The sequence below is a fragment of the Ralstonia flaminis genome (assembly GCF_958415495.1).
In the GTDB taxonomy this organism is placed as follows: Bacteria; Pseudomonadota; Gammaproteobacteria; order Burkholderiales; family Burkholderiaceae; genus Ralstonia; species Ralstonia flaminis.
Map to the genome: position 1 here is coordinate 63,518 of NZ_CATZLL010000002.1, position 21,012 is coordinate 84,529.

General features: G+C 62.8%; 20 protein-coding genes. 5 read left to right on the forward strand and 15 right to left on the reverse strand.

Translation table 11 applies throughout. From position 1 onward, the window contains the following. Window position 1: 1 nt before the first annotated feature. The 11 genes from flgL to flgB form a co-directional block, all read right to left on the reverse strand. Complete coding sequence (flgL, locus tag R2N11_RS02905; RefSeq protein WP_316680080.1) at window positions 2-961, reverse strand: flagellar hook-associated protein FlgL; 960 nt, start codon at window positions 959-961, stop codon at window positions 2-4. Window positions 962-1,027: 66 nt separating this feature from the next. Further along, window positions 1,028-2,965 (reverse strand): flagellar hook-associated protein FlgK, encoded by a 1,938-nt coding sequence (flgK, locus tag R2N11_RS02910; protein WP_199027359.1) that lies wholly within the window; start codon window positions 2,963-2,965, stop codon window positions 1,028-1,030. A gap of 118 nt (window positions 2,966-3,083) precedes the next feature. Then, window positions 3,084-4,166, reverse strand: a complete 1,083-nt coding sequence (gene flgJ / locus R2N11_RS02915) for a flagellar assembly peptidoglycan hydrolase FlgJ (protein WP_199027352.1) — start codon at window positions 4,164-4,166, stop codon at window positions 3,084-3,086. 28 nt (window positions 4,167-4,194) lie between these two features. Next, window positions 4,195-5,313, reverse strand: a complete 1,119-nt coding sequence (locus tag R2N11_RS02920) for a flagellar basal body P-ring protein FlgI (RefSeq protein ID WP_199027350.1) — start codon at window positions 5,311-5,313, stop codon at window positions 4,195-4,197. 10 nt (window positions 5,314-5,323) lie between these two features. Then, a complete protein-coding gene (locus R2N11_RS02925; RefSeq protein ID WP_316680081.1) occupies window positions 5,324-6,067 on the reverse strand; it encodes a flagellar basal body L-ring protein FlgH in 744 nt (247 codons plus the stop codon). A 149-nt stretch (window positions 6,068-6,216) separates the two neighbouring features. Continuing rightward, window positions 6,217-6,999 carry a flagellar basal-body rod protein FlgG gene (gene flgG, locus R2N11_RS02930; protein ID WP_316680082.1) on the reverse strand — a complete coding sequence of 261 codons (783 nt, stop codon included), beginning with the start codon at window positions 6,997-6,999 and terminating at the stop codon, window positions 6,217-6,219. A gap of 37 nt (window positions 7,000-7,036) precedes the next feature. Continuing rightward, complete coding sequence (flgF, locus tag R2N11_RS02935; RefSeq protein ID WP_316680083.1) at window positions 7,037-7,774, reverse strand: flagellar basal-body rod protein FlgF; 738 nt, start codon at window positions 7,772-7,774, stop codon at window positions 7,037-7,039. 43 nt (window positions 7,775-7,817) lie between these two features. Beyond that, window positions 7,818-9,038: a flagellar hook protein FlgE gene (flgE, locus tag R2N11_RS02940; RefSeq protein WP_316680084.1), complete on the reverse strand. Its 1,221-nt coding sequence runs from the start codon at window positions 9,036-9,038 to the stop codon at window positions 7,818-7,820. A 47-nt stretch (window positions 9,039-9,085) separates the two neighbouring features. Beyond that, entirely contained in the window at window positions 9,086-9,742 is a 657-nt protein-coding gene (locus R2N11_RS02945) for a flagellar hook assembly protein FlgD (protein WP_199027340.1), read from the reverse strand. Between the two features lie 49 nt (window positions 9,743-9,791). Next, on the reverse strand, window positions 9,792-10,199 hold the full coding sequence (gene flgC, locus R2N11_RS02950; RefSeq protein WP_199027338.1) for a flagellar basal body rod protein FlgC: 408 nt from the start codon (window positions 10,197-10,199) through the stop codon (window positions 9,792-9,794). A gap of 191 nt (window positions 10,200-10,390) precedes the next feature. Continuing rightward, window positions 10,391-10,858: a flagellar basal body rod protein FlgB gene (flgB, locus tag R2N11_RS02955; protein ID WP_199027374.1), complete on the reverse strand. Its 468-nt coding sequence runs from the start codon at window positions 10,856-10,858 to the stop codon at window positions 10,391-10,393. A 416-nt stretch (window positions 10,859-11,274) separates the two neighbouring features. On the opposite strand from flgB, the gene flgA reads away from it, so the two are divergent. The 4 genes from flgA (at window position 11,275) to R2N11_RS02975 (ending at window position 14,366) form a co-directional block, all read left to right on the forward strand. Next, the gene (flgA, locus tag R2N11_RS02960) at window positions 11,275-12,165 is read left to right on the forward strand and encodes a flagellar basal body P-ring formation chaperone FlgA (RefSeq protein ID WP_316680085.1); all 891 of its coding nucleotides are present in this window, start codon (window positions 11,275-11,277) and stop codon (window positions 12,163-12,165) included. A 120-nt stretch (window positions 12,166-12,285) separates the two neighbouring features. Next, window positions 12,286-12,612: a flagellar biosynthesis anti-sigma factor FlgM gene (flgM, locus tag R2N11_RS02965; protein WP_316680086.1), complete on the forward strand. Its 327-nt coding sequence runs from the start codon at window positions 12,286-12,288 to the stop codon at window positions 12,610-12,612. Window positions 12,613-12,736: 124 nt separating this feature from the next. Next, window positions 12,737-13,198: a flagella synthesis protein FlgN gene (locus tag R2N11_RS02970; RefSeq protein WP_199027332.1), complete on the forward strand. Its 462-nt coding sequence runs from the start codon at window positions 12,737-12,739 to the stop codon at window positions 13,196-13,198. 451 nt (window positions 13,199-13,649) lie between these two features. Next, window positions 13,650-14,366: a LuxR C-terminal-related transcriptional regulator gene (locus R2N11_RS02975; RefSeq protein ID WP_199027330.1), complete on the forward strand. Its 717-nt coding sequence runs from the start codon at window positions 13,650-13,652 to the stop codon at window positions 14,364-14,366. Between the two features lie 109 nt (window positions 14,367-14,475). Here the strand turns inward: R2N11_RS02975 and R2N11_RS02980 are convergent, their stop codons facing one another. The 3 genes from R2N11_RS02980 to R2N11_RS02990 all read right to left on the reverse strand — a co-directional run bounded on the left by R2N11_RS02980 (window position 14,476) and on the right by R2N11_RS02990 (window position 16,897). Continuing rightward, window positions 14,476-15,540: a porin gene (locus R2N11_RS02980; RefSeq protein WP_199027328.1), complete on the reverse strand. Its 1,065-nt coding sequence runs from the start codon at window positions 15,538-15,540 to the stop codon at window positions 14,476-14,478. A 253-nt stretch (window positions 15,541-15,793) separates the two neighbouring features. Beyond that, window positions 15,794-16,522: a GntR family transcriptional regulator gene (locus R2N11_RS02985; RefSeq protein ID WP_199027372.1), complete on the reverse strand. Its 729-nt coding sequence runs from the start codon at window positions 16,520-16,522 to the stop codon at window positions 15,794-15,796. An 84-nt stretch (window positions 16,523-16,606) separates the two neighbouring features. Then, window positions 16,607-16,897, reverse strand: coding sequence for an H-NS histone family protein (locus R2N11_RS02990; RefSeq protein WP_021193457.1), 291 nt, complete (start codon window positions 16,895-16,897; stop codon window positions 16,607-16,609). Window positions 16,898-17,834: 937 nt separating this feature from the next. Here R2N11_RS02990 and R2N11_RS02995 point away from each other — a divergent pair. Next, window positions 17,835-20,468, forward strand: a complete 2,634-nt coding sequence (locus tag R2N11_RS02995; RefSeq protein ID WP_316680087.1) for a sensor domain-containing protein — start codon at window positions 17,835-17,837, stop codon at window positions 20,466-20,468. A 64-nt stretch (window positions 20,469-20,532) separates the two neighbouring features. On the opposite strand, the gene R2N11_RS03000 is transcribed toward R2N11_RS02995, so the two are convergent. Continuing rightward, complete coding sequence (locus tag R2N11_RS03000; protein WP_039596769.1) at window positions 20,533-20,736, reverse strand: YMGG-like glycine zipper-containing protein; 204 nt, start codon at window positions 20,734-20,736, stop codon at window positions 20,533-20,535. Window positions 20,737-21,012: the final 276 nt, after the last annotated feature.

The following is a 21,012-nucleotide window of genomic DNA, read 5'->3' on the forward strand; positions in this document are numbered from 1 at the left end:
GTCAAGGATTGAAGTACTGGAACAGCGTCATGCCCTGCATGGCCGTGAACGTCTTCTGCGCGGCCTGCAACGACACCTGCTGCTGGGTAAATTGCGAAATGGCGGTGGTGTAGTCCACCGACTGCAGCTTGGAGATCTGCTCCTTCAACTGCTCGCCGTAGTTCGAGCCGCTGCTGTTGAGCGTGGTGATCTGCGCCTGCTGCGTACCCACCGTTACCTGCGCCTGCAGGGCGACCTGGTAAGCGTTGTCGAGGTTGCCCTGCGCGGTTTGCACAGCCTTCTGTAGGTTGGCAACGTCGGTGGCCTGGGTGGCCGGATTGATCGGGGTGGACAGCGCCGTGATCAGGTTTTCGTACGTCTTGAAAATGCTCTGGTTGGCGCTCGGGTTGGACGGGTCCGTGTTGGCAATGCGCACGAACACCGAGTCGCCCGACACCGAGTTCGGCATCGAGATGTTCTGCGACACCTGCACCGTGGGCGGCTGACCGCTGCCGACATACTGCACGCTGCCGCCCGTGTTGACGAACGGATCCGTCGTGCCCTTGGCGCCGCCAAACAGGGCGACGCCCGAGGCGTCACGTTGGTTGGCGGTGGCAAGCAACTGCTGATACTGCTGCTTGACCTGCGCCAGCACGCCAATGCGCTGCGAATCCGTCATCAGCGTGGTGTTGGCTGTCACCAGCGACTGCTTGCCCTGCTGCAGCGTATTCACCAGGTCGGTGAGCGCCGAAGAGACTGTGGTCAGGCGCGCGTCCGTGGCATCACGGTTGGTCTGATACTGGTCGTTGGCGTCCTGCGTCTGTTGCAGCTGCGACATCTGGCCGAACGCGCTCGGGTTGTCGCCCGCGCTGGTGAGCGCAATGCCGCTCGCAAGCTGCTGCTGCAGCGTCATCAGGTTCGACTGCGTGTTCTGCATCGAGGCGGTGGACGCGGCAAAGAATTGGGCTGTACTGACTCGCATGGTCGATCCGGGCAGAAGGCTTTAGAGCGTTATCGGCACATTGGCGCGATTCTTCAATCGTGTGCGTTAGCTGCCGGCAATCGACAGCAAGGTGTCGAACAGCGTATTTGCCGTCTGCATCACCTTGGCCGATGCCTGATAGGCCTGCTGGTATTTCATCAGGTTCATCGCTTCGTCATCCAGGCTCACGGCAGACACCGACTGTTGCGCCGATGTGGCATTTGCCAGCAGTGCCTTCTGAGAGGTCAGGTTGGTGCTTGCCGTATTGGCTTGCACACCCACCTGAGTGACGAGGTTGTTCCACGACGTGCCAATCGAGTTGGTGCCACCGTCAAGCAGCGTGGCGTTGCGCAGCTTGGCCAGCGCGCTGGCATTGCCGCCGTCGGTGCTGTTGGCGGTGTTGGCCGAAACGGCAAACGTGTCGCCGTTGGCCGGGGTGCCCGAGAGCGTGAGTTGCACACCATTGAACGAATACGTCGCGCCCTGCGTGTACGGCGCCGTACCGCCGCTGTACGTCGTGCTGGTACCGTTGACGTTGACCGTCACGCTGCCCGGGAAGCCCGAGAGCGAACCGCCCACGGCCGAGCTGTACGTCAGGTTGATCGGCGAGGTGAGCGGCGAGCCGGCGTACGTGCTATCCACGCCGATGGACGACACCGTGGCGTTGCCCGTGTTGTTGCTGCCCTGGTTGAGCACCACGGGCGTGGCTGCGGCCACAGCGTGGTAGTCGGTGGTCAGCGTCTGCATGGTGGATGCAGCGTTGGCCGTCGGGCGCACCAGGAACGAATCCCCGCTGTTCATGGTGCCCGACAGGTTCATCGTGACGCCATCAATGGTGGTCGGCCAGCTCGTCACCGTCACGGAGGCAGAGCCGTCCGGGTAGTGCGAGACGGTGTAGGCACCGCCCTGATACTTGATCTGGTAATCGTAACCCTGGCCCGCGTTGGCATTGGTGATGCTGGCCGTGACCGTGGCGTTGCCGGTGTTACTGCTGCTGGCCGCAACGCCGGGGCCTGCCACCGAAAAAAGGGCTTGCCCCATGTTGCCGTTGGCGTCCATGCCCAGTTGGTTTTGCGCATTGACGTCTGCCGACACGGCCGCAGCCAGCTTACCCAGTTGGTTCTGCGCCGGGATAAGCGTGTTCTCGCGGAAACTCATCAGGCCGCCCAGCGCACCGCCGCCCAGTTGGTTATCGCCAATGGTGACGGTACCGGCCGGGCTCTTGTAGCCCACCGACAGCTGCGTTGGGTCGTACTGCGAAGGCACGGCGGCCAACTGGTAGCTCTGGTTGCCCTGCACCAGTGCCTGACCGTTGCCCACATAGATGTTGTACTGGCCGTCACTGGTCTGCACCACACTGGCCTTGATCGACTGATTAAGCGTCTGCACGAGCTGATCGCGCTGGTCACGCAGGTCGTTCGCGGGTTGGCCAGTGGAGGCCTCGGCCTTGGAGATCTGGTCGTTGAGCGAGGCAAGCTGCTGTGCAACGCTGTTCACAGAACTGATCTGCGTCTGCACCTGCGTGTTGACCTGCGCAGACAGCGAACTCAACTGACCGGCCATCGAGTTGAAACGGCTCTGCAGGCCGGAAGCGGCATTCAGAAACACTTGGCGCGCTGTGGTGCTCGACGGGTTGGACGTCAGACCGTCTGCCCCGTTGAAAAAGCTGGTCAGCGCCGAGCTCAGCCCGCTGTTGCTGTCCGACATGTACTGGCTCAGGCCAGAGACCAGGTTGTTGAGCTGGTCGGCGGCGCTCGTTGCGGCCTGGCCGCTCTGCACCTGCGCAGTCAGATACTGATCGTAGATGCGCTTGACGGTCGTCACATTGACACCCTGGCCCAGATAGCCGACACCGGCATTCAGCGGGATGTTCTCCGTCTGCACGGCTTCCTGGCGCGAATAGCCGGGCGTGCTGGCATTGGCAATGTTGTTGCCGGTCACCTGCAGGTTGATATCTGCAACCCGCAGGCCACTCGCGCCAATATTCAAGAGGGAGCTGCTCATAATTGTCTCGGTGCAGGCGGCACAACGCCGCCAGGATGGACCCTAAAAACAACATCGGCCGGCTCAGAACAAACTTGAGCCGGCCGATGCTATCGATTCTAATTTTTAATAGCGAACGTCAAACAATCTGCTTGAGCACCGCCATGATCTTGTTGGCATAGTTCGGGTCTGTGGCGTAGCCGGCACGCTGCAGGCCCTTGGCGAACGACGCCGCGTCGTTACCGTTGCCGGCCGCCACGACATTGCTGTAGCGCGGGTTGTTGGCCAGCAGGTTGGCGTAGTCCTTGAACGCCTCGGCGTACGAACCGTAGGCCCGGAACTTCTCCTGGACCTTGTGGGCAACGCCGCCCACGTATTCGGTGGTGGTCACTGTGGCGGTCTTGCCCGTCCACGAGCCGCCAGCCTTGATGCCGAACAGGTTGTGGGTGTTGGTGCCGTCCTTGTCCTTGATTTCGCGGCGGCCCCAGCCGGACTCCAGCGCGGCGTGGCCAATCATGAAGTTGGCCGGAATGCCGGTTTCCTGCGCGGCCTGCGACGCGTGGCCGATCAGCTTGTTGTAGAAGCTGGCCATGCGCTCGCCCCGCGGCTCAGAAGCCACGGTCGACAGATCCACATCAGGCGGTGCATTGGTCGACTGCCCAGCGTCGGACTGCTTGCGCAGGGCCGCCAGGGCACGCTGCACGCGCTCTTCCAAACCCGGGCGCGGCACAGTGCTGATGCCCGAGCCGTCGTCTTCCGTGCCGGGCGCAACTGCCGCGGCCATGCTATTGAGCGACGCACGGGCGATGGCCTTGGCGGCATCGCCCGTGGAACCTGCGGCACCAGGCAAGGCGGTATTCGTAGCGGTGGTGTTGGACAGCGCGGTATTGACCGGGCCACCGGCATCCGGGTTGACACGATTGGCCTGGCGCAGCATCTGCTTGAGCAGCTGATCCGCCACGCCCACCCCACGCGATGCCATCGTCTGCGAGAGCTGCTGGTCGAGCATCGACGTATACATCTTGGTCGACGATGAATCGAACGGCCCATTCTGCGGCGATGCATCACGCATCTGCTTGAGCATCATATTCACGAAGATCGCGTCGAACTGCTTGGCGACGGTCTTGGCTGCGCCGGTCGGGTCGGTACGCGCGGCCTGCTTGAGCGACTCGAATCCTGTGGAGTCGAGCGCCAGCCGGCTGGTGAGGTCGGTCGGGTTCATGGTGCGTCTTCCTTACCTTGCCCGGGCATCAGATGATTTCCAGCTCGGCGCGCAGGGCGTTGGCCGCCTTCATCGCCTGCAGGATCGAGATCAGGTCTTGCGGGTTGGCGCCGATCGCGTTGATGGCCTTGACCACATCCGCCAGGTTGGTGCCGCCCTTCACGTTGATGAGACTGCCGCCCTGCTGCTTGACCTCAATGTTCGAGCGCGCCGCCGCCACCGTCTGGCCTTGCGAGAACGGTGCCGGCTGGCTCACCACCGGCTCGGTGCTGATGGTGACCGACAAGTTGCCGTGCGCCACCGCACAGGGCTCAAGCTTGACGAGCTGGTTCATCACCACCGAACCCGTGCGGGCGTTGACGACCACACGTGCAGCGGCCAATGCCGGTGTCACCTCAATGTTCTGCAGCTTGGCGACAAACCCGACGCGGTCCGACGCCAGTGCCGGTGCGCGCACGTTGATCGTGCGGCCATCCGCGGCCTGGGCGGTATCCGCCCCAAATTGCTTGTTGATGGCGTTGACGATGTTCTGCACCGTACCGAAGTCAGTGGTGCCGGTATCGAGCTGGACGCTGCCGGCCTCACCCACCGTGGCCTGCACGGCACGCTCCACCGTCGCCCCGTTGGCAATGCGGCCAGCGCCGAGCTGGTTGATCTGGACCTTGCTGCCGTTGGCCGATGCACCCGCGCCGCCAATCACCACGTTGCCCTGCGCCAGAGCGTAGAGCTGGCCGTCCACGCCCTTGAGCGGCGTGAGCAGCAGCGTGCCGCCGCGCAGGCTCTTGGCATTGCCGATGGAGGAGACCGTCACGTCAATCATCTGGCCCGGCCGCACAAAGGCAGGCAGCGAGGCCGTCACCACCACCGCAGCGGTGTTCTTGAGCTGGATGCTGGCGCCGGCCGGCACGTTGATGCCGAACTGCGTGAGCATGTTGTTGAAGCTCTGGATCGTAAACGGTGTCTGCGTGGTCTGGTCACCACTGCCGTCCAGGCCGACGACCAAGCCATAGCCGATCAGCGCGTTCTCGCGCACGCCGGCAATGGTGGTCAGATCCTTGATGCGGTCGGCGTGTGCCGTAGTGGGAACAAGCGTGCAAATTGCGCTCAGTGCCACCAGGGCCGCGCCGATGATGCGATGCAAAGTCATGGCCACTTCCTTAGAACGGTGACACTGTCAGGAAGAAGCGCGACAGCCAGCCCATCTGCTGGGCTTCAGCCACGTAGCCTGTGCCGCGGTATTCCATGCGTGCATCCGCCACCTGGGTGGACAGCACGGTGTTCTGGTTATTGACGGTGGTCGGATTGACCACGCCCGAGAACTTGATCGACTCGGTGCCTTGCCCCACCGCCATCTGCTTCTCGCCGCTCACGACAAGGTTGCCGTTGCCGAGCACTTCCACCACCGTCACGGTAATGGTGGCGGTGAAATTGTTCTGCGCACCATTGGCGCCCTTGCTGTCGAACTTGTTGGCATCGCTGGCCGACACGCCCAGCAACGACAGCACGCCCGGGTTCATGCCGGCAAAGGTGGGCACCGACGTCGTCTTGCTGCCGCTGCGGTCTACGCTGCCGGAAGTCTGCTTGCTGGCCGCCGTGTTCTCGGTAATCACGATGGTGATGGTGTCACCCACCATGTGTGCGCGGCGGTCTTCGAACATGCCGCGAAAGCCGCCGCTGCCCGAAGCAACCTCTTGGTAGATCGCCCCGTTCTGACGCGGTGCCATGACGGGCATGGGCGGGCGCGCCGTGGTCGGACCTTGCACGATCGGGGCCGGTGGCGGCAGGAAACCACACGCCGTAACGAGCAGCGCCGCTGTGCCAAGCACGGCCAGTTGAACGATTCGCACAGCGCGGCCGCCGTGCTGAACCTTTTGGAGCGAGTAGACCGGGGGGGTTTGCATCGCACTACATCCTTAAAAACTGCGCTGTTCAGCGTAGGAACGTGATCAAAACGAAGCGCAGCGGTTCTGGTGGTTTGGCGGCGCTGCAGACAGTACAAGTCATACGGCAAGGCGCCGCCAAACCACCAGAATCGTTTTGATCGCGTCACTTAGAGCTGCGACAGCTTCTCCAGCATCTGGTCGGACGTCTGAACCGACTTGCTGTTGATCTCATACGCACGCTGCGTCTGGATCATGTTGACCATCTCTTCCACCACGTTCACGTTGGACGTTTCCACGTAGTTCTGGTTGAGCGCACCCGTGCCGTTGGCGCCCGGCGCAGCCAGGTTGGCCGTGCCGGAGGCCTCGGTTTCAGCGTAGAGGTTCTCACCCATGCTGCGCAGGCCGGCCGGGTTGATGAAGTTGGCCAGTTGGAACGTCCCCACCTGCGTGTTGTTGACCGTGCCCGGCGTGGTGACGGTCACGATACCGTCCTTGCCGATGGTGAGGCTGGTGGCATTCTGCGGAATGGTGACGGCCGGCTGGACCGGATAGCCGCTGGAGGTCACCAGTTGTCCTTGCGCGTTGATCTGGAAGCTGCCGTCACGCGTGTAAGCCAGCGTGCCGTCGGGCATCTGCACCTGGAAGAACCCGTTGCCGTTGATCGCCACATCGGTCGAGTTGCCGGTCTGCTGCAGGTTGCCCTGCGTGTGCAGACGCTCGGTGGCGACAAGGCGCACACCGGTACCGATCTGCATGCCCGACGGCAACGTGGTCTGCTGCGACGATTGGGCTCCCGGCTCGCGCACGTTCTGGTAGAGCAAGTCTTCGAACACGGCACGCGAGGCCTTGAAACCCGTCGTGTTGGTGTTCGCCAGGTTGTTCGAGATGACATCCAGCTGCGATTGCTGGGCGTCCATCCCGGTTTTGGAAATCCACAGGGAGCGAATCATGTTCGAGTCCTTGGTTGTTTCTGTTCAGCCGCGCCGCTTACGCGTGGCGCAGCAGTTCGTTGGCCGACTGGGCATTCGTGTCGCTCGTCTGCAGTGACTTCATCTGCATCTCAAGCTGGCGCGAAATTTCAATCATGTTGACCAGCGAGTCGGTCAGGTTGACGTTGCTGCCTTCCAGCGCACCGGGCGTGATACGCACGTTTTCGTTCACGTCGGCATCCTGCCCGTCACGCTGGCGGAACAGGCCGTCAGTGCCACGACTCAGGTTGGAAGGATCAATGCTGACCAGCTTCAGGCGGCCCAGCGATACTGGCGGCGTAACGTTGTCCGCGCTGATGGCATTGACCGTGCCGTCCTTGGCAAACTGCACTGTCGTGTTGGGTGGCAGCGTAATGGGCCCGCCATCGCCCATCACCGGCTGGCCGGTCAGGGTCACGATGGTGCCGTCTGCGCTCAGCTGAAACGTGCCCGCACGGGTGTAGGCCTCGGTGCCATCCGCAGCTTGCACGGCAAAGTAGCCCTGCCCGTCGACCGCCACATCCAGGGCCCGGCCGGTGGTCTCGACCGGGCCTGGTGTCACATCCGTGCCAATGGCCGAGGCCATTACGAAACTGCGTGTGGGTGAGCCGTCGCCCTGTACGCCTACCGTATGGAACGCATCGATCTGCGCCTTGAAGCCGGTAGTGCTGGCGTTGGCGAGGTTGTTGGCGCTGGCAGCCTGTTGATCGAACAGGTGCTTCACGCCAGTCATCGACACGTAGATCGAGCGGTCCATGCGGGTTCCTTGGGTGAGCGTTCAGGGAATGACGATCCGGTGCTTACATGCTCACCAACGTCTGCAGGATGGTGTCCTGCGTCTTGATGGTTTGCGCGTTGGCCTGGTATGAGCGCTGGGCGATGATCATGTTCACCAGCTCCGCCGACAGATCCACGTTGGATTGCTCCACCGACGACGACTGCAGCAGGCCGAACGAACCCATGCCCGGCGTGCCCAGGTTGGGCGAGCCCGAGTTGGCCGTTTCCACCCACTGATTGCCGCCGATGTTCTGCAGGCCTTCCGGTGCCTTGAAGTTGGCCATGGCGATCTGGCCCAGCACGGCGGTACGGCCATTGGAATAGCTTGCCGTGATGGTGCCGTCGGTACCGACCGAGTAGCTGGCCAGACGGCCGGTGGCATAGCCGTCCTGCGTCACGCCGGGGGCGGTGTCGTTGTAGCCGCCGCCGTATTGCGTGGTGCCGGTGAAGTCCATGTTGGCGATGCTCATGCCCGCAAACGTGGCGGCAATCTTGCTGGGGTTCGTGGTCAGCTGGCCGGTGCTGTTGAAGCTGAGCGTGGCAATTGCGCCACCGCCGTTGGGCGCAGTCTGGGCAACGCCGTCCACCTGCGAATACACGCTCCACTGGCCGGGGCCGGTGTTCACGTAGTAGTTGGTCAGCATGTGGGGCGTACCCGTGCCGTCGTACACCTGTTCCGAAACGGAGTGGTTGAATGTCTGGGAGTTGGTGGCCGAGAACGGCGTGCTGGTCGGCGGCGTGGCGGCAGCGTCAAGGTTCACGCCAAACGCGGTGTTGGTGGTAGCCAGCGGCGCCAGGTCGTTGACCGGAATCTTCAGGTTGGTCAGCACCGCGGTGTTCACCTTGCCGGTGGCATCCACGCCGTAGCCGGTCAGGTTCTGGCCGGTAGCGGAGATGATGTAGCCGTTCTTGTCGGTCTGGAACTGGCCGTTACGCGTGTACGACACCTGACCGCTGCTTACATCCACCATGCGGTAGAAGCCCGTGCCGTTGATGGCGATGTCCAGCGGGTTGCCGGTGTTGGTCACATTGCCCTGCGTGAACGACTGCGACACCCTGGTCACGCTCACACCCTGGCCGACTTGGTTGTCGGTGGCGCCAACCAGCGAACGTGCATACACGTCGCCAAACTCGGCGGTCGATTTCTTGTAGCCGACCGTGTTGGCATTGGCCACGTTGCTGCCGATCACGTCGAGGTTTTGAGAGGCGGCATCGAGACCGCTCAGGCCTTGCTGGAATCCCATAGTGTTCTCCCGTAGAAGATAGAAAGCGCGGGTGTATCGACGACCCGTTACTGAATAGAAGCGACGTCAGACAGCTTGGCCGTCCCGCCGGATGCCAGCACCAGTTGCATCGTGCCGTTGTTGATGGTCACGCCAGCCACCTTGTCGGTGCCCAGCGCGTTTGCCGTGACAACCTTGCCGCCTTGCGTGGCCGCCACACCGATCGTGTAGTTGCCGTCTGCCAGCTGGTTGCCCTTGTCGTCCTTGCCGTTCCAGGTGTAGTTGCCGGAGCCGGCGGTCATCTGGCCCAGGTCGACAGTGCGCACAGCAACTCCAGCGGCGTTCTTGATGGTGACCACCACATCGTCGGCGCCGGTGGGCACCGAAACACCAAAGTTGGCAGTACCGGAAGCCAGCGACAGATTGGACGACGGCACCTGCACGGTGCGGCCGATCATTGACGAAGCCTGCGTGGCCGCGTTCTGCGTGAGCATGCTGGACATCGTGGTGTTCAGCTGCTGGATGCCATTCACCGTGTTGATCTGCGCAAGCTGCGAGGTCATCTGCGAGTTGTCCATCGGGTTCAGCGGATCCTGGTTCTGCAACTGCGCAACCAGGAGCTGCATGAACGTGCTCTGCAGATCGGTACCGTTGGTGATGGCAAGGTTGTTGCCGGTGCTCGTGCTCGAGGTGCCGGTTGTGCTGGAGGTGGAGCTGACGGTCATGGTCGTATCTCGCTAAATTCGTCGCGTTACTTGGCTGGAATGGGCGCGCTTACTGGCCCAGGGTCAGGGCCTTGGCGGCCATCGTCTTGGTGGTGTTGGCGACTTCCACATTGGCCTGGTATGACCGCGAGGCAGAAATCATGTTGACCATTTCGTCCACCACATCGACGTTCGGCATGGTCACGTAGCCGTCGGCATCGGCCAGCGGGTTGCCCGGCTGGTGCATGCGCTTCATGGGGGTGACGGTGTCTTCCACCACACGGTCGACCGACACGCCGGTGGCGTAGTCGTCAGATCCCTGTTCGGGCGAGAACACCACCTGCTTGGCGCGGTAGGCGGTGCCGTTGGGCCCCGTCACGCTCTCGGCGTTGGCCAGGTTGGAGGCCACCACGTTCATGCGCTTGGACTGCGCGGTGAGCGCGCTGCCAGCCACATCCATCACCTTGAATAGCGACATGTTGGTTCCGCTGTCTGAATACTGTTTTTACTGTTGCCGGATCGGATCCGTTGTTGTGTGGGCGCTCTCCGGGCCAGACTGCCTGGCCCGGGGCGCCGCATCACTCCCGCCCCTCTTTCATCACGCCCAGGACTGCGGCGCGATCGTCCTACCCTGTCTTGCTCTGTTCTGCTCGGTCCTGCTTGATCGCGCTAGCTGTTCTGGATGGCCGCCAGCATCGACTTGATCTTCTGCGTCACGATGTTCAGGTCGGCCTCGTAACGCACGGTGTTGTCGGCAAAGCGCATGCGCTCGCCGTCCATGTCGACCGTGTTGCCGTCAATGGAAGGCTGCTGCGACGTGCGGTACTGCACCTCGCCCTGCAGCGACTTGGCCTGCTGCATGCCGGGCGATTGCAGCGACGCCCGCATCAGCGTCACATCACCGGCAGGCGCACCATCCGCCGTCAGGTGGCCGGACGCCGTGGCCGTCATCGGCAGCGTGTTGCCGCTTTGCTGGCCGACCGCCTTTTGCAGCGCCGACTGGAAATCGAAGTCGCGCGCCTTGTAGTTGGGCGTATCGGCGTTGGCGATGTTCGAGGCCAGGATCTGGTGCCGCTGCGAACGCAGCCGCAGCGCCTGCTCCTGAAAACCGAACAACTGATCCAGCTTGTCGACCATGTCTGTCATTCCTCGCGCGTGGCGCCATGTTGGTTCCGCCACCCGCCGGGTTTGGTTGGTATTCCGAATGCCGTGGGGCTGGAGAAGCAGGCATCGGCGGCCCCTTCAAAACCGCCGATGCCGTCTCCAGAACCGCTGTATTGCTGAGTTGCCGTCATGCAGCCTCAGTGGAGAGGGCCTTGTCTGCGGATCCGGGAGCCGGCCGGGGAATCGGGAACCCCGCAGCCATCCGGGGCAGGTCGAGCAGCAAATGGAACCGCACCGCGCAACGCCAGGGACTTCACCACGTTGCAAAGTCTAGGGGCCACCTGGCAAGAGCATTCGTCCGAATAAGGGGGGGATTGGCCGACATTTCCGCATTTGGCCCTCCCGCGCGCGTGGCTACACTTCACCGGACTTTCGATGGAGGGCTTTCCATGTCCACGCGGTTTGTACGCAGCGCCCAGTACCCGACCTTTGCCGTTGTCCGCCGCCGCGGCGCCACGGCAATGCCGTTGGCCGCACGCCGGCGCAAGCTGCTGCTGGCCCTGGCGCTGGGCGTCCTGGCAAGCCTCGCCCATCCGATCCTGGCGCGTGCGCAGGGCATGATGCGCGTCGGCTATGCGCCGGCAGCCGCCAACATGCCGATGCCCGCCCAGGCCGCTCAGCCTGCGGCCACCACCATCCAGGGGCCGAACGCCATCCAGATGCAGATCCAGCAGCAACTGCAATCGCAGCTGGACATCCTGGGCGGCACCAATGACGCCGGCGCCCCGCGCGCCTCGGTGGAAGTCGGCCCGGTCGACCCGCGCGTGGCCAACCAGCCTTGCGACCAGGTCGACCTGATGCTGCCGGCGGCCAACCGTCTGCGCGGCCGCATCCAGGTTGGAGTGCGCTGCAAGTCACCACACGCCTGGGCGGCATGGGTGCCGGCCACCATCCAGATCACCGGGACGTATTACGTGGCCTCGCACCAGCTCTCGCCAGGCAAGACGGTCGACATGAGTGACCTGGAGGCCCGCACGGGGGACCTCTCGATGCTGCCGCCGTCTGTCGTGCAGCAGCCCGCCGACGTGGTCGGGCGCGTATTGATGACCAGCGTGGCGGCTAACCAGCCGCTGCGCGCCGAAAGCCTGCGCCTGCCAATTGCGGTGCAGGCCGGCCAGACCGTCAAGCTCGTCGCCGAAGGCGGCGGCTTTCAGGTCACCAGCGATGGCCGGGCCATGAACCAGGCAGCCGTCGGCCAGGTGGCGCAGGTGCGCACGGCCAACGGCAACGTCGTTTCCGGCATTGCGCAGTCTGCTGGCGTGGTCGCAATCCAGTTTTGAGATCGACTTGAGATCAATCGATCACACGCACTGTGATGCACAACCGATATCCCCCGCTAAAGTTTGGACGGGGGTTGGCCGATATGGGTGATAGGATGAACGCGCTCTTCGGAGACACCCGTGAAAATCAACCATATCGTCAACAACACGCCGGCCATTGCGCCGACCAAGGACGCTGCGTCCGGGTCGACGCGTGCAGCCGGCTCGTCCGCGACTGCCACAGCAGCCACGGGCACGCGCCACAGCGACCAGGATTCAACCGTGCCGTCGCTGTCGGTCCATCAAGTTTCGCGCCAAGTGGGCAGCGGCGACTTCAACGCGGCACGCGTCGAGCAGATCCGCAGCGCCATTCAGAACGGCACGCTCAAGATGGACGCCGGCAAGATCGCCGATGCGGCGCTGTCCGACGCGCAATCGCTGCTCTCGGCACAAAGCAAGAAGGTCTGACGGGAGCCTCCTCCCGTCGTCCGTCCCCCATTTCTCATGACGCCGCCGGCCCGCGTGGGCTGACCGCGGCGGGGCGGCGTGCCGTCCGGCGGCTGCCCAAGCTCCCCAGCGAAAGGTCGCCAACATGGACAACACACTGCTGATCCGCACCCTTGCCGACGAGCAGGAACTGCTGCGCGCCGCCACCCTGACCCTGGAAGCCGAGGCGCAAGCGTTGCGCGACGGCGACATGGTCGAACTCGAGCGCGTCACCCAGACCAAGCAGAAGCAGCTGACCGCCCTGGGCGAAGCTGACCGCGAGCGCCGCCTGTGGTGGGCGCAGCATGGTGGCGCCGATCCGTACGGGCTGGTCAAATACCTGCGCGCCGACGAGACTGCCAGCCGCCTGTTCGATGAGAACCTGGCCCTGGCCCGCACCTTGCGCCAGCGCAATCTGGACAACGGCACCCTGATTGATCTGCGCCTGCGTGCCACGCAGAACGCGCTGTCGGTCCTGCACGCCGCCAACAACGGCGGCGGCACGCCCTACGGCCGAGACGGCAAGCAACCGCTGTCAATGCCACGTTTCTCCGTCGTCGCACAGTAAGCCGCACGGCGCCTGGGGCGAGGAAGATTCGCCGGTTTACGTTTACGTCAATGGGTTTGAAGTGGGGCTAGCTGGCCCCGCTCGATCCTGCTATCTATACAGGTCTGCCGCACCACCGATCGGGGTAAACAAAAAGGTTTACATCCCATTGATGGGTGCAACAAGCATGCTGGGGATTTATTCTGCCGATTTTGGCGGGGTATATCCTCCGCGCCTGGCGACATAAACAAGAAAACCGGAAAGAAATCGCGCCTGAATGGCATGCCAAGGTTTCGGCCCGGCGGCACCGCACTTGGTGACTGCCGGTTGAACGGGGAAACATACCGAAACCGCGCGTCATTGCGTTTCTACCAGCCACGCCTGTATCAATTTGGATCTCGCCGATCCAAATGGGCGACGGTCGGCCATATTCCGGAAATGGACAAACAACCATAACCAGACAGGCGGCGCAGTGAAATCGATCGTAGTTGAGGCACACCCTTTGGTGCGTGCCGGTGCGACCCACGTTTTGCAATCTTTGCCGGCCATTTCCGAAGTCGTCAGCGTCGACCCGGACGAGGCCCTCTTTGAAAATCTGGCGGCGCATGCGGACGCCGAACTGGCCCTGATCGGCTTGCCCCTGCCGGGCATCGACGACCTGCCAGCGCTCTCCCGGTTGCTGCAGCAGCCGCACCCGCGGCATGTCGCCGTGCTGGGTGAAAGCGATTCAGCCGTCCATGTGCGCGCGCTGATGCAATTGAATATCTCTGCTTATCTGCTGAAAAGCTATTCCGGCAAATTGATTGCAGCGGCATTGGAATTGGTGCTGGCCGGTGGCCGTTATGTACCGGCTTCAATCGTGCTTGCCCGGTCAGATACGCTGGCAGGCGGTGCTGCCAACGGCGGCGATGACTGCGCATTATTGGGACTCACTCAACGCCAGTATGAAATTCTGGTGCTTCTCTCGCGCGGTCACCCGGTCAAAACCATCAGCCGCATGCTCAGCATCTCCGAGGCCACGGCCAAGGCGCACATCAACGCGCTGTATCGCCGTCTGGAAGTCCGCAGCCGCACCGAAGCCGTGTTCGTCGCCACCCAGCGCGGCGCCATGCTGCTGAACCAGCCGCAACTGGTGGCAGAGCCGGCCGCATCATCCGTGGCGCCCGTACGCATTGTGCGTAGCGGTTGAGTTCTCTCCCGTCAGCCACCAACAAAAAACGGCGCCCGGAACCCCGGACGCCGCTGTAAATGCCCGCCCGCGCTGTCGACACGCGGGCGGTGACAAGGAAAGCGCAGGTTTAGAACTTTGCGCGAATGCCCACGCCGAAAGTATCAGCCGCGCTCAGGTCCGACACCTTGTCGCGGAAATACGCGGCATACACATCCGTGCGCTTGGACAGCGAATAGTCGTAGCCGACTGCCCAGGTGTTGCGCTTCACGTCCGCTGCACCCGAGGTCTTCGTGTACGCGTACGACGCCAGCACGCTGCCCGGGCCGACCGGAATCGACACGCCCAGCTGGCCGCCGTTGCTCTTGGCATCGCCCGTGGCAATCGTGTTCTTGATGTACTGATACTGGCCGTACAGCTTGACCACGCCGAAGTCGTACGAAGCGCCCAGTTGCGCTGCCGACTGACGCTGGAAGCCTGCCACCAGCGCGTTCAGGTCGCCCGGGTTGGCATCGAAGCGCACCTGCTGGAATGCCGCGGTGGCAGCAAAGTTGCCGCGGAAGTACAGGAAGCCCGCACCAAACTTGTTCTGACCGTTGTGGCCAGCCTGCTCACCCGCACCGTACATCAGGGTGCCCGTGAAGCCGTTGATGTCCGGCGTGCTGTACAGGATCGAGTTGTTCCAGCCCGAATCGCCCACCAGACCCGAGATGCCGGCTGCGCCCGTGCGGCCGTTGCCCAGGTAGGTGTGGAACACCATCGGCGAGAAGGTGTACGAATCACCGAACGGGTTAAACAGGATCGTCGAAACGAAGTACTGCGGCGTATTGCGACCGAGCTTGATCGAGCCCCAGGTGTTCGACTGCAGGCCGACGAACGAATTACGGGCAAAGAACGTGTCGCCATCAAAGCGGCCGCCCTTGCCGGTGTCTGGGCGGAAGAACGCTTCCAACGTGAAGATGGCCTTCAAGCCGTTGCCCAGGTCTTCGCTACCCTTCATGCCCCAGTACGACGTGGACATACCGCCGGAGTTGACACCCCAAGCGCGGTCAGAGGCGCCCAGGTTCTTGGTCGCGCCGGCCCAGGCATCCACCTGCCCATACAGCGTGACGGACGATTGCGCCTGGGCCGCACCTGCGGTCAGACCGGCGGCAGCAGCCAGCGCGGCCAGCTTGAAACGTCGCTTGAGTTGCATCGTTGATTTCTCCCTCTTCTGGTTCCGTTGTGTTGAATTCGCTTCGCAGTGGCAGGTGGCTCGCCTGCCTCTGCTGAGATCGCCGCGAGTGAATGCAACAGCCGTGCCAATACGCCGTCAGCACGCCGAAGTGTCACGAATGAATACGTTTTCGCGGGAAGGCGCGCAGACTAGCTTGAATACCCCTGCCAGACAAGTCCCAACTCAGGGGTGTGTGGCGCCGTTTCTGCACCGTGCTGGCGCAAGTGCAGCTTCAGTCGTTTTGCAAGACGCGGATGTCCACCTCGCGCGTATAGCGCTCAGGGGAGAAATCGCAATAGGTGAGGGAGATCGGCACGTCAGCCACGCTGTAGCCAATACGCCGTACGCGCACCAGCGGCACGCCGGCGGACACGTCAAGCTGGCTGGCCTGATGCGCGTCAGCCACGCACGCCAGCGGGGCCTCGCGCGAGCGCGCGATGGTCAGGTTAGCCCGCTGGAAGACCTGCACGAACAGGCGATCTTCAAAATCACGCGCCTCCAGCATGGCCGCCAGCCGTGACGTCAACCACGTACGCAGCAGCATGATGGGGTTGCCTTCCACCTGCGCGCGGCGCTCCACGAATGCCACCTGCGCGCCAACCTCCAGACCGAGCGCGGCCGCCACCGTCTCATCAGCCCGCTCCAACCGGAATGCGCTGACGGTGTAGGCGGCGCCGGGCACGTACTCCAGCGCCGCATCGGACTGGCCCGGGGCATACAGCACCGGACGATGCGGCCCCACGCGATCAAGCACCACGCTGCGTTGCCCGCGCGAACGCTTGAGCAACCCACGCGCAGCCAACTCATTGAGTGTGCGGCGCGCAGTCAACCGCGATACGCCGTAGCGTTGGGCGACTTCATTTTCGCTGGGGGCAACGCTGCCGGCCGGCAAGGCGCCATGCAGGATGTCGAGCCGAATGCGATCGGCCAGTTCGAGGTATTTGGGGAGGCGGGGCGTCATGTCGACGTTATAGTCAGGAACGCCCATGCGCTCCAACAAAAACGGCCCACCGCTATGGTGGGCCGCCGTACCGAAAGGGGCAAATCAGGCGATCAGGAATTTGTCGCGGTTCTTGCCGATCCAGGCCGGTGCACGGCCACGGCCGGACCACGTTGCGCCCGTCTTCGGATCGCGATACTTCGCGGGCACCGGTGCCTTGGCACCAGCACGGCGACCACGGCGCGGCGCCAGGCCCAGGTCTTCAGCCGTCAGGCCATATTCGGCAACCGTTTGACGCACTTGCTGGATAACGGCTTCCAGCTCTTTGGCGCGGGCGGTTTCGATCTGTTCTTCCAGCTTGGCCTTTTGTGCAACCAATTCCTTGTATGTCGCCATATGCGCTCCCAATAAATCCTGTTGTGGGTCAGATATTAGTTCAATTGTATTCATAACTGAAATGAAATTTCAACGGTTTTGATCGCGCACCGCAACTTGCCGCAAGTGCACCAAAAGCGGCCGAATCAAATCAGGCATACCGAATGCTCACGATTCAACCAGAAAGTCAGATTGACGCGTCCATCTGGTATACGCGATCAGACGAGACGGCAAACCTGCAACGCACTGCATTTCAGTGCCACCACATTAGCAAGTGTCGTTGGGTCCCGCAATTTCGGAGGCCAACTTACGCCAGGACATTACGGGCGACCAGCGGTGCCGCCTCCTATCAGGCTACATAGCGACTGGCATTGGCACCGCATTGCTTCACCTCTCTGGAGCAATGTTTGACAGCCGCTAAAACCGCTTCAAAGCGGTACACCCTGCGGACTGATGGTTGGATACACCCACGATGAATCCATCCTTGCCCGTGTTTTACAGTTGGCTTTGCGCTTCGGCATGCCAGTACACATGCTGCTTGCAGGCGCAACCCTTTTCCTTCCATAACGCGCATCGCGCCGAGTGAACATCTATTTCGCCCACACAATGCGAATTCGTATCTTGATGTCAGCGTCCACATGCGCTTACACGCCTTGCCGCACCGAACGGCATTTCATCGACAAAGGCAGCGCTTCAGATGCGGTATCGCACGCATCATCGAATCCGTATCGATAGCGCCGCTCTTTTCTGCGAATGCTGCAAACCACCGAGAACTGCGCAGACAAACCAAACATATGGTGTGTTGTATAAATCACAAATCAACAATTTGCGCGACACGCGACTTTTGCGCATCATAAAAGTCGTTGTCCCGCCTCCGCAGGCTGGCGCCTGTTGCGTTGCCCGCGGACACATTGATTGCGTGTGGTATCTCGGGCAATACCATTGGTTGGAGCGTGGGATGCAAGACGAACTTTCCTACCCGCTGTCGGCACAAAGCCTGCCCGTCCCCCTCTACATCGTTCTCGAAGGCCGCATCGTGTATGCCAATGCGGCCGGCATCAGCATGGTGCACGCGCTCTCGAGCGATCAGCTGCTCGGTGAGCCGTTCTCGCGCTTCTTTCAGGATGTGCCGGCCACGCTGAATGCGTACGCAGGCGCCAACGCTGATCCACAGACGCCCGATGCAGCCTCCACAGAGGTGGCTTCCGCTGTTTCCCTGGGCACATCCGAGGCGCCGGTCACCGTCCGGCTGACTGTCACGCCGACACGTTTCGATGGTCTGCCCGCGCAGCAGGTCGTTGTACACGGGTTGCCTATGCCGCTCGATGCGCAACTGCCTGGCAAGGCTGGCGAGCGCATCCTCAGTGCCGAAGCCATCGGCGCGGCGTTGCCGCACGAACACCTTGATCATCTGCTGTCTACGCTGCCATCCGCAGCATCGCTTGGGGAGCGCCTGCACGCGGTATTGCGCGCGCTCGAGGCAGCACTGCCGACTGCGCTGTGCGTCGTGACGCGCGTGGTCTCCGGCCGGGCGCGGTTGTACGGCACGCAGGCCGCGCGCGAACAACTCGTCGCGCCAATATCCGGCGAACTCGATGTTGAACTTGCGCGCGTCGCGCCGCTGTTGAACGACGTGGCCCCCATCGAACTGATTCGCCAGTCCAATGCACCGGCCGCCCTGCATGAGGTACTCACGCGCGTGCTCGGCAAGGCGCTGCCCACTTGGCTATGCCGCATCCCGGCTCAGCATGGTGGCATGACGTCGAGCGGTGATCTGCTGTGCCTGTTCTACCCAGCACCAGCCGCCACACTTGACGACGCTGCATTGCGTACCACGAGCGCCAGTTATGTCAGCGCACTGGTCAAACTGTTGCGCCTGGAAGGCGAGTATGCCCAAGCGCGTGATTTGCGCGATCAGTACCGTCTGGTCGTCAACCACTTGAGCGAAGGCGTACTCACGCTGTCCACCGACGGCCGCGTGCTGTCGTACAACCGCAGCGCGTCCGAGATCCTCCGCTTATCGGGCGCTTCATGGAAAGGCCGCCCGCGCATGGCGCTCAGCGACATGATGCTCGGTGAAGACGGCACCATCCTGCCGCGCGCAGCATGGCCCTCCACACTGGCCGCACGCACCGGACGCGCCATCAGCAACGTGGTGGTGGGCGTACCGGCCGGCAACGGGCAGATTGTCTGGCTGCGCGAATCCGTGCTGCCGATGTTTTCACCGGACAGCGCCTCACCGCATGCCGTGCTGGTCATCTTTACCGACATCACCGCGGAACGTTCGACCCACGAGCAACTGCGCCTGCTGGAAACAAAGGACTCGCTGACCGGCCTGCCCAATCGCGCGGCGTTCATCGAACGGCTCGACGCCCGCCTGGCGCTGCCCTCCACCGGCCGGGCCGCGCTGCTCTATATCGGGCTGGACCACTTCAAGACCGTTAACGAGGCAATGGGCCATCACATCGGCAACCAGGTGCTCAACCTGGCGGCGCAGCGCATTCGCGCCGAAGTCGGCCAGCGTGCGCTGCTGGCGCGCTTGGGCGGTGACCAATTCTGCGTGGCCATCGACGACCCCGACGCCGTCAACGCGCTCGCCCAGCAGGTGCTCGATGCGCTGGCCAAACCCTTTACCGGCGGCGAGCGCGAACTGCACCTGTCTGCCAGCATTGGTGTCACGGCATTTCCGGAAGACGGTGCCGATGCCGGCACACTGGTCAGCCATGCCGAGGCTGCCATGTACCGTGCCAAGGAGAACGGCCGTAACCGCATTACGCGATACTCGCGTGCGCTCGAAACACAGATGCTGCGCCGCTTCACCCTCAACGAGCGCATGCGCCGTGCGCTCGCGCGCGGGCAGGTGCGGCTGGTGTATCAGCCTAAGTACGCGCTCGCCTCGGGCGAACTGGTGGCAGTGGAAGCACTGATGCGCTGGTCCGACCCAGAGTTGGGGGCGGTTTCGCCCACCGAGTTCATCGCCGTGGCGGAAGAGTCCGGCTACATCCTTGAGCTTGGCCGCTGGGCGCTGATGCAGGCGTGCACACAGGGCCAGGTGTGGGAGCGCAACTTCGGCTTCACGGGGCGCGTCGCCGTCAACGTATCTGCGCGGCAATGCGATGCCGGCGTGATCGAGCGCGATGTGGATGAAGCGCTCAAAGCATCGGGCATGACGTCGTCGCGACTGGAACTGGAATTGACGGAGAGCGTGCTGCTGGCCGATCGCCTGTCGACGCAACGTCTGCTGACAAGCCTGGCCGCGCGCGGCGTGCGCATTTCTCTCGACGACTTTGGCATCGGGTTCTCGTCGCTGTCGTACCTGCGCAGCCTGCCAATCCACAACATCAAGATCGACCGTTCGTTCATCAGCGGCGTGCCGGCGGTGGCCGATTGCGTGGCGTTGACGAAGACGATCATTGCGATGGCGCACGCGCTGAACATGACCGTCACGGCAGAGGGCGTGGAGACACCCGAGCAGTCGTCGTTTCTCTCGACACACGCCTGCGATGAAGTGCAGGGCTTCCTGTTTGGCCGCCCGCTGGAAGTGTCCGCACTTGAAAGTCTGCTGCGCTCACTCAGCCGCGCGCAGGCATGAAAAAACGGACCCAAGGCTTTCACCCCGGGTCCGCTTTCTCCTAAACGATGTGCGTATCGTCGTATCAACGCGTCGATACATTGCCCACTAGACCACCCAGCGCGGCACCGCCCAGCGTTGCGCCTGGGCCGCCGATCAGCGCGGCACCCGCCAGACCGCCTACGCCTGCACCGATGGCGGTATTACGTTGACGCGCCGTCATGTCGGCACAACCGGTTGCCGTCAACACCGTGGCAGCCGCCAGAAAAATTGTCAGTACCCGAACCATGTTTTTCTCCTTCAAATGCATCGGTCGCGACACGAGATCGTCAAGATCGCCGCTATCGCGTACCGGGAGTCTGGTCGAAGACCGCCTGACATTCTGTTTCCGGTTGTAATCAAATGTTGCAAGAAGCCCCCCCGGTCAACCCGACTGGGTGTGCCAAATCCCCGAGCAATGCCGACCAAAGCCCGTCGCCACGCGGGTCGGACAACGTTTCCCACAGACTTATCCACATGTTCTGTGCATAACCCGACATGCCGTTAACCGTCGGCATGACAACGG